This window comes from Helicobacter marmotae, assembly GCF_003364255.1.
Classification (GTDB): Bacteria; Campylobacterota; Campylobacteria; order Campylobacterales; family Helicobacteraceae; genus Helicobacter_C; species Helicobacter_C marmotae.
Map to the genome: position 1 here is coordinate 1 of NZ_NXLR01000029.1, position 6,892 is coordinate 6,892.

The following is a 6,892-nucleotide window of genomic DNA, read 5'->3' on the forward strand; positions in this document are numbered from 1 at the left end:
GCAAGAATATTATTATGGGGTTGGAGCTTGCCTGCACGAGCGAAGCTCTTGCCCCCCCATTATTTTATAAAACTTTGCACATTCAAGCCCCTCCCCCTTGTAGAAAAAGAAAAAAGAGAATCACCAGCGACTCCGTTAGTTTGTCATTCTGAGGGCTTTATGCCCGAAGAATCTCTCTTATCCGCTAAAGACTCCTTAACAGAAACACTAGAAAGGCAGCCATTTCGTCATTCTAAGCATTGTGAAGAATTGCTTCATAAAGCCACTAGACAATCCCAATCCTATTGTCATTCTGAGGGAGCACAAGGTGCGACCGAAGAATCTCTAAACGAATCACTAGTCGCCCACAGAGATTCTTCGCCTGTTTCACAGGCTCAGAATGACAAGAGTGGCAGAGTCGATGGTGAATCCAACAGAGATTCTTCGGGCTTTACAAGCCCTCAGAATGACAACTTAAGAGAGTCGCTAGTAATTCCAAACAGCAATGCTTCGGCCTTGCCTCAATATGACAGAAATAACACCAGCGAGTTAGAAGCCCAAATTGATGCTTTAGTCTATACCCTCTACAACCTCACTCAAGACGAAATCGCCATTATTGAAAGCAATGCCCAAAATGCACGTAAAGCCACAAACACCCCCAACTTCCAGCATAAAACCTAGAGACCCAAAGGAGTTAGTATGAAAGCAGAATCGATTCAATCCTATTTGCATAATTTTGCACAATTAAACCAAGACAATACGCAAGATTTGGAAGAGTGTTTTGTGGGCTTTATACAAGAGCTTTTTAGCTTTAAAAATCTTAGAAAAGCAGGGATAGACCTACTTTTACCCCTTAGCCCTAATCCCGCACTGCAAGCATTTAACTTTGAAGATTCTATCATCTACTACACCACCACAGATATACAATCCTCCCTCCAAGAAGCCCAAAGCGGGCATAAAAACCTAGCTTTTAGCCTAATATTTACTTCAAGCCATCACAAAGCCGACCTTATAGCCGCCACAAAGGCAATCAATAGAGCAATATCAAGCTATAATATTATCTTTTTTCTAAGCCAAGAAGCCCTATCTATCGCCTTTGCCACACGGCGAGAATCCCTAGCCACAAAGCAAAAGGTTGATGTGTTGGCTAAAATCACGCTTATTAAAGACATTGCCCTGCATAAGCCCCACCCCGCACATATTAAAAACCTCCATTCACTCACAAATCTCTACACCCAAGACCTCCCGCTTGATAACTTTTATCAAAACTTGCTTGAAGCCCTAAGTATTGAAACGCTAAATGATGAATTTTTTAAAGAAATTAAGGAAGTGTTTTTAGACTTTTGCGATTGTATTACCTTACCTCAAGAGGGAGTAAATGGGGGAGCTTGCGAAGAATTCACAAAGGAATCACCAGCAATTCAAACCTCTTGTCATTCTGAGGGAGGGCAGAGCCCGACCGAAGAATCTCCCTTATCTACTAAAGACTCCTTAACAGAAACACTAGAAAGGCAGTTACTTTGTCATTCTGAGCGAAGCGAAGAATCTCTACCCGAGTCACTAGTCGCCAAGAGAGATTCTTCACCCCTTGCAGGGGTTCAGAATGACAAACTTGGCTACCCGCAAAGGAAATTAGTTTGTCATTCTGAGCCTTTAGGCGAAGAATCTCTGAACGAATCACTAGAAAGCCCACAGAGATTCTTCGGGGCTGAAGCCCCTCAGAATAACAACGGAATAAAATCTACTAGAAATCCAAACAGCAATTCTTCGGCTTTGCCTCGTGATGAGAATATAGTAGCAAAAAGCCCACAAAAACAAGAATCCAAAAAATCACAAACCACACAAGAAGAGTTTGTAAAGCTTAAACGCGAGTTTGTCCTAAGGCTTCTCTCACGCCTACTTTTTTGCCAATTTTTGGAAAAAAAGGGCTTAATCAGCCCCACACTATGGGATAGCACTTTAAGTCAAAACTACTACCACGAAGTATGCGAGCCGCTCTTTTTTGGCACGCTTAATACCCCTACAAACCAAAGAGAATATACCTTTTTGAGTGAATCTATTTCTACACTCCTAAAGTCTATCCCCTACCTTAATGGCGGGCTTTTTGCCCCGCATAAAAGCGATTATTATAATGCTTCAAACCCTTTAGCTTACATCAATACCTTGCAAATCCCAAATGCCTGCTTTGATAAGCTTTTTGCCACTTTTGCACGTTATCACTTTACCTTGAGTGAAAATACGCCCCTAACCCAAGAAGTCGGGCTTGATCCTGAGCTTTTGGGAATGGTGTTTGAAAATCTTTTATCAGTGCTTTTTACTGATAATCTCAAAAATGACAAAGACTTGCGTAAAGCCACAGGGAGCTACTATACACCGCGGGAGATTGTCTCTTATATGTGTGCGTCTTCACTGCATGAAAGTCTCAAAAACCGCACCAACATTAGCGATTCTAAGCTAGAGGCACTCATATTTGATAAAGACGCTAGAGGGCTTGAAGCGGCGGAATCTAAGGAGATATTAGCCCGCCTTGAGGCGCTTAAAATCCTTGATCCGGCGTGTGGGAGCGGGGCGTTTCCATTAGGAATGTTAAGCGAACTGCTTGAAATACAAACCGCGCTTATTGAAACTTCAGCTTTGGGTAGGCATTCAAGCGATTTAGAAAATTTTGAGGGTTCGCAGGCGCACAGCCTAGCCTCACCCCCAAAATTTTCTAAAAACCCTCAAAGCCCCACCGCAAATTTTTGTCATTCTGAGGGAGGGCGTAGCCCAACCGAAGAATCTCTCTTATCCGCTAAAGACTCCTTAACAGAATCACTAGCAACTCCGTTAGTTTGTCATTCTGAGCGTAGCGAAGAATCTCTAAACGAATCACTAGTCGCCCACAGAGATTCTTCGCCTGTTTCACAGGCTCAGAATGACAATAGTGGCAGAGTTTCTAGCAATTCTAACAGAGATTCTTCACCCCTTGCAGGGGTTCAGAATGACAACGGGATAAAATCTACTAGAAATCCAAACAGCAATGCTTCACAGCCTACACAAGAGACAAGCCGCTTAACACTTTATGAGCGAAAGCTTAAAATCCTGCAAGAAAACATCTTTGGCGTAGATATTCAGCCCATGGCAACTGAAATCGCCCGCCTGCGCTGCTTCCTCTCACTTATTTGTGATGCCCCAAGTGAAAATATCGCTCCCCTGCCAAATTTAGAATTTAAATTTGTCTCTGCTAATAGCCTAATCCCCCTGCCTAAGCAAGAGGGGTTAAGCTATGTAGGCTATGAAAAAGATATGGCTAAGCTTAAAGCCCTGCGGGAGCAAACCTTTGAGGCTAAAGATAAATTAGAGCTAGAATCTGCCTATCTCGCCCTAAGGGATAAAATAGCCAAAAATATTCAGGCTGCTTGGCATACGCACAAGGGAGATTTCTCAAGTAACCCGCTCCTCTCTTGGAATCCTTTCAACCCGCATTCTGTGGCGGAGTTTTTTGATAGTGAGTGGATGTTTGGCATAAAAGCTGGTAAGAATACCACTGGGGGGGGGGGCAGAAGATAGCCACTTCAGGGAAATTGAAGAGGGCTGGGATATAGTACTAGGGAATCCGCCGTACCTGCAAATACCAAAAGGCGATATTCCAAGTGAAACCTTTCCCTTTAGCGAGGGTAAAGATAAAGGCAAGCAAAATCTCTACAAAGTCTTTGTAGAGCATGGTTATAATCTTGTCACACAAGATAGCGGTGTCTTTTGCCTCATTACGCAAAGTTCAATTATGTGTGATTTATCTTCTTCGCACACAAGGGAGCTTCTACTTACTCAAACTTCTATCAAGCAGTGCGTAGAATTCCCTAAAATCGCCCCCACAAAAGAGGGGCAAGTCTTTAAGACTGCCTTGCAAGGCACTTGCATTCTTTTATGCACTAAAGCCACGCCTTTAAAATCTCATAGCTTTAAACTCTCTATTAATAATGACAAAACCACGATAAGCAAGCTATGCTTTGAATCTATCAAGCAAGATTCCATTCTTTCTTTTTATCCTCATAGATTTGAAATCCCATTGATTAAACAAGGTGAAATGGCGTTGATTCAGAAAATAAAGCACGATAAAGTTTTGCTTGGCTCAATGTTAGAGGGGACACTGCAGGGGAATATCAATACCACAAAGCTTAAACAAATCCAAAGTCATAGCCCAACAAATATTTTGATTATTAAAGGTGAGAATTGCCACAGATACTATCAAGATTCCCAAATGATGTATGGCATTGAAAATAATGAGCTCATTTTAAAAGCACTCAAGAATAATAAAGATAAAAATATTATTACTACGCAAAATATCACAGGGACGACTGATACATTTCGCATACATGCAAATTTTGTAGAATCCAAAAACACGAATTTCGTGTTTTTGGATTCCGTAAATATTTCATATTCACGGAATTCAAGTGAAGCAAAATTCATTGTCGGGCTTCTCAATTCAAAACTCCTTGATTGGCTTTTTAGAAAAACAAGCACAAATAATCATGTTAATAAATATGAACTTGAAGATTTACCAATCCCCAAAATCACAGCATCCAATCAACGCATCGCAGATTCTATTATCGCTTTGAGTGATGAGATATTGGCACTCAAAGCACAAGATTCTAGTGCTGATACTTCGCATTTAGAAGTCCAAATTGATAATTTAGTATATGCACTTTATGGCTTAAGTGAAGAAGAAATTCATATCATGCAAGGGAGGTGAAGGAGATATTAAGACTTAAGGCAAATTGTGCTGTCTTAGGAGCACAAAGTGGAGGCGAAGAATCTCTGCAAAATCCACACACAACTCAACTCCTTTGTCATTCTGAGCGAAGCGAAGAATCTCTAAACGAATCGCTAGTCGCTAAAAGAGATTCTTCGGTCATTACCATTCCCTCAGAATGACAACGGGATAGAATCTGCTAGAAATCCAAGTAGAGATTCTTCACAGAAAGCCCACAGAGATTCTTCACCCCTTGCAGGGGTTCAGAATGACAATGAGTCCAACCCGCAAGACAAAATTACCTTGCAAGGGAAATTAGTTTGTCATTCTGAGGGAGCACAAGGTGCGACCGAAGAATCTCTACCCGAGTCACTAGTCGCCAGCAGAGATTCTTCGCTTGATTCTCAAGCTCAGAATGACAACTTAAGAGAGTCTCTAATATACAAAAGAGATTCTTCGGTCATTTCACTCCCTCAGAATGACAATAGTGGCAGAGTCGATGGTGAATCCAACAGAGATTCTTCGGGGCTGAAGCCCTAAAGACATGACAACTTAAGAGAGTCGCTAGTAATTCCAAACAGCAATTCTTCAGCTTTGACTCGTGATGAGAATATATCTCACACCAGCGAGCTAGAAGCCCAAATTGATGCTTTGGTATATCAACTCTATGATTTAAGCACAGAAGAGATGAAAATTATAGAGTCTAAAACTTCATTAGATGTATAATGTCGTAATTCAAGCTAAGGAGCGAATATGACTTTAATCATTAAAAATGCGAGTAAAGAATTTTGCCACTTTTTCAAGAAGTAGCAAAGCTAAGTAAAGCACAAATCAGCATAGAAGAAGAGAATGCAGAGATTACCCAAGCGATTAAAGCGTTTGAAAAGGAACGTGCAAATGGTAAAACAAAACGATATAAAAATGTCGCAGAATTTCAAAAGGCTATGAATGCCTAAATATGAGCTAGAAACTTCTAGCAAATTTGAAAAACAATTTATTTTAGCCAGAAAGGGCTTGCGATTTAGAACTCAAGCAATAAAGCAAGATTTTCTTTAACTGCACTCAAAGTTTCAATATCGCATTGCTGGATAAAGCCAGCCCCTCTTGCCTTAAAATCTACGCTTTTCAACTGGTCGCTCAAAATCACTCCCCTTTTACCTTGTATTGTACATGGCACTTCAAAAGGATAGCCCTTTATCTTGCTTGTTAGAGGCACACAAAGACACAAGCCACTTTTGTGGTTATATTCTTTTGGGCTCACGACAAGTGCGGGTCTTTTGCCCTTTTGCTCATGCCCACTCTGTGGAGTGAAATCAAGCCAAATCAAATCACCACTTTGGGGGATATAGTTTGCCATTACCATTCCTTGCCCACTATATCTTGTTCCCAGATAGTATCTGTATTGAGATTATTTTTATGAATTGCTTTACATATCTGCTTTAAATCTTTTTGCTTTTCAATAATGAGCTTTTCATCTTTAATGCTAAGTTTTAGCTTAGAATCTTGACTTAATCCTAAATGCTCTAAAAAACTACTAGGAATACGCAAGGCTAATGAATTTCCCCATTTATTAAGCTTGACTTCACTTGTCATCTTATATCTCCTTGTATCATTGTTGATACAATTATACATATTTGATATTTAATACTCAATTTACAATATGTCGCTAAATGGCTCTAATCATTAAAAAATATGAGTGAAGAATTCACAAGGGAATCCTAGCGACTCATTCTGAGGGAGGGCAGAGCCCGACCGAAGAATCTCTTTCAAACCTACTAGAAAGCCCACAGAGATTCTTCGCTTGATTCTCAAGCTCAGAATGACAACGGGATAGAATCTGCTAGAAATCCAAGTAGAGATTCTTCACCCTCTGCGAGGGTTCGTGATGCCAAAATAATTTCCCTTGCGGGTAGCCAAGTTTGTCATTCTGAGGGAGCACAAGGTGCGACCGAAGAATCTCTCTTATCCGCTAAAGACTCTTTAAAGGAATCACTAGAAAGGCAGTTACTTTGTCATTCTAAGCCCCCAATAAAGGGCAAAGAATTGCTTTCAAAAACACCAAAAAGCACGACTAGTGACTCTCTTTTTTCTTTTTTTATAAGGGGGAGGGGCTTAAATTGCGAAGTCGCTCCCTCCCCCTTATATATCCCCCGCCCCGACGACGCTTTAAGAGGTGGCACT

Annotated in this window: 9 protein-coding genes and 1 pseudogene; 7 read left to right on the plus strand and 3 right to left on the minus strand. The window is 40.9% G+C overall.

Annotation, left to right across the window (positions count from 1 at the left end; genetic code table 11):
- From CQA63_RS08945 to CQA63_RS09940, 7 genes and pseudogenes are all read left to right on the plus strand, one after another.
- Positions 1 to 660 (plus strand): annotated as a pseudogene (locus CQA63_RS08945) (hypothetical protein); the annotation flags it as partial.
- Positions 661 to 678: 18 nt separating this feature from the next.
- On the plus strand, positions 679 to 3,528 hold the full coding sequence (locus CQA63_RS08950; protein WP_104699610.1) for a hypothetical protein: 2,850 nt from the start codon (positions 679 to 681) through the stop codon (positions 3,526 to 3,528).
- 13 nt (positions 3,529 to 3,541) lie between these two features.
- Entirely contained in the window at positions 3,542 to 4,711 is a 1,170-nt protein-coding gene (locus CQA63_RS08955) for an Eco57I restriction-modification methylase domain-containing protein (protein WP_411710140.1), read from the plus strand.
- Positions 4,708 to 4,893, plus strand: coding sequence for a hypothetical protein (locus tag CQA63_RS09580; protein WP_147288778.1), 186 nt, complete (start codon positions 4,708 to 4,710; stop codon positions 4,891 to 4,893). The genes CQA63_RS08955 and CQA63_RS09580 overlap by 4 nt, the downstream gene beginning before the upstream one ends.
- Positions 4,894 to 5,014: 121 nt before the next feature.
- Positions 5,015 to 5,251, plus strand: a complete 237-nt coding sequence (locus tag CQA63_RS09585) for a hypothetical protein (protein ID WP_147288779.1) — start codon at positions 5,015 to 5,017, stop codon at positions 5,249 to 5,251.
- A 54-nt stretch (positions 5,252 to 5,305) separates the two neighbouring features.
- Positions 5,306 to 5,437, plus strand: a complete 132-nt coding sequence (locus CQA63_RS10455) for a hypothetical protein (RefSeq protein WP_280524200.1) — start codon at positions 5,306 to 5,308, stop codon at positions 5,435 to 5,437.
- A gap of 62 nt (positions 5,438 to 5,499) precedes the next feature.
- On the plus strand, positions 5,500 to 5,667 hold the full coding sequence (locus CQA63_RS09940) for a hypothetical protein (protein WP_158655448.1): 168 nt from the start codon (positions 5,500 to 5,502) through the stop codon (positions 5,665 to 5,667).
- Between the two features lie 65 nt (positions 5,668 to 5,732).
- Here the strand turns inward: CQA63_RS09940 and mazF are convergent, their stop codons facing one another.
- The 3 genes from mazF to CQA63_RS10460 all read right to left on the minus strand — a co-directional run bounded on the left by mazF (position 5,733) and on the right by CQA63_RS10460 (position 6,523).
- Positions 5,733 to 6,068, minus strand: coding sequence for an endoribonuclease MazF (gene mazF / locus CQA63_RS08960; RefSeq protein WP_233706573.1), 336 nt, complete (start codon positions 6,066 to 6,068; stop codon positions 5,733 to 5,735).
- Positions 6,068 to 6,304 (minus strand): AbrB/MazE/SpoVT family DNA-binding domain-containing protein, encoded by a 237-nt coding sequence (locus CQA63_RS08965; RefSeq protein ID WP_158655449.1) that lies wholly within the window; start codon positions 6,302 to 6,304, stop codon positions 6,068 to 6,070. The genes mazF and CQA63_RS08965 overlap by 1 nt, the downstream gene beginning before the upstream one ends.
- A gap of 90 nt (positions 6,305 to 6,394) precedes the next feature.
- The gene (locus tag CQA63_RS10460; protein ID WP_280524201.1) at positions 6,395 to 6,523 is read right to left on the minus strand and encodes a hypothetical protein; all 129 of its coding nucleotides are present in this window, start codon (positions 6,521 to 6,523) and stop codon (positions 6,395 to 6,397) included.
- Between the last annotated feature and the right edge of the window lie 369 nt (positions 6,524 to 6,892).

What these genes read in the sequence shown, in the direction of transcription:
- CQA63_RS08950 (WP_104699610.1), top strand. Translation starts at nt 679, where the DNA reads ATGAAAGCAGAATCGATTCAATCCTATTTGCATAATTTTGCACAATTA.
- mazF (WP_233706573.1), bottom strand. Translation starts at nt 6,068, where the DNA reads ATGGCAAACTATATCCCCCAAAGTGGTGATTTGATTTGGCTTGATTTC.
- CQA63_RS08965 (WP_158655449.1), bottom strand. Translation starts at nt 6,304, where the DNA reads ATGACAAGTGAAGTCAAGCTTAATAAATGGGGAAATTCATTAGCCTTG.